The 1,422-nt window shown below is 72.9% G+C and carries 1 protein-coding gene; it reads right to left on the reverse strand.

Annotated elements, in window-relative coordinates; genetic code table 11:
* A partial coding sequence (locus DQW06_RS12085; protein ID WP_157983415.1) for a PP2C family protein-serine/threonine phosphatase occupies positions 1 to 1,212 on the reverse strand: 1,212 nt, incomplete at its 3' end.
* Between the last annotated feature and the right edge of the window lie 210 nt (positions 1,213 to 1,422).

The following is a 1,422-nucleotide window of genomic DNA, read 5'->3' on the forward strand; positions in this document are numbered from 1 at the left end:
CTCGACCCGGGGCATCGCCCCGCCGTCGGGGCGCCACTCCAGCAGCATGATGGTGGCGTCGTCGGTGAAGCTGCCGCGCTGGTGGTCGTGGATGGCGTGGACCAGGCGCCGCAGCGTCTCCGGGGCGGGTTCGTCGGCGGCGGTGGCGCGGATGATGAAGTCGGCGAACCGTTCGAGGCCGAACATCCGCCCCTGGCTGTCGTGCGCCTCGGTCACCCCGTCGGTGTAGAGCAGGATCCGGTCGCCGGGTTCGAGCAGGACCCGGTGCACGGTGCGCGGTTCGGCCTCGCCGAGCACACCGCCGAGTCCGAGCGGCACCTCGGGGGTCCGCTCCAGTGCGTCCTCCAGCAGGAGTCCGCGCCGCAGGAGCAGGGGTGCGGGGTGGGCGCAGTTGACCCAGGCGAACTCCCCGGTGGACAGGTCCAGGGAGGTGAAGACGGCGGTGCAGAAGCGGTCGGGGAGCCAGGAGGTGAGCGCGCCCTCCACACTGTCGGTGAGTTCGGCGAGGTCGGCGCCGTTGCGCCGGGCGTTGCGGATCCCGGCCATGGCCACGGACGCGGTCAGTCCGGAGGCCAGGTCGTGCCCCATCGCGTCGAGGATGGCGGCGTGCAGGGTCTCCTTGGTGATCGAGTGGTCGAAGGCGTCGCCGCCCAGACGGTAGGCGGGTTCGAGGACGGCGGTGGACACACCCCGCGAGGTGCCCAGGGTGCGGGGCGGCAGGAAGGCCCGCAGCATCTCGGTGCGCAGGTCCATCGCCTGGGTGCGGGTGTGGCGGACGTAGGTGTCGCTGTAGGCGCGTTTGGAGGTCACGACCAGGGCCAGCAGCGAGGCGAGCGCGTGGCAGCGGCGCAGGGTGGACTCGTCGAGCACGGGAGCGCTGATGTGCACGACCCCCATGCGGTCGGCGCCGTCGCGCAGGGGCAGCCACAGGCCCAGCTCGCCGTCGCCGCCCTCGACCAGCCGCAACGTCTCGGAGCGGTAGGCCTCCCCCGCCACGCTGGAGTCGACCTTGAGCGCCCGGCCGCCGAGCAGCGGGACGAGGAGTCGCTGTTGCAGGTCGACCAGGTACACGCAGATGCCGCTGAGTCCGATCCGCTCGCCGTAGCGGCCGGCGGCTTCGAGGACCTCGATCGGGGCGCACCCGTGCACGGACCTGACCAGTTCCTCGAACAGCTGCGCGGCCTCGGCGGCCGGGACTGTCGCGTCGTCCATGTGCCCACCTCCCCCGGCAGTCTCACACCGAGGGCTCGGGCGAGGGGGTCGCGGCAGCCGCGTGTCCCGTGGCGGGGCCGGTCTTTACCCGGGGCCGGGCCGAGGGGCCGGTCCTGGCCCGGGGTCAGGCAGAGCGGTCGCGGCGTTCGCCGTCCCGGTCGGAGCGGATGCGGGGAACGATGGTGGGGTTGACGTTGTCGATCACGGTCT

The sequence above is a fragment of the Nocardiopsis sp. TNDT3 genome (assembly GCF_003427465.1).
In the GTDB taxonomy this organism is placed as follows: domain Bacteria; phylum Actinomycetota; class Actinomycetes; order Streptosporangiales; family Streptosporangiaceae; genus Nocardiopsis; species Nocardiopsis dassonvillei.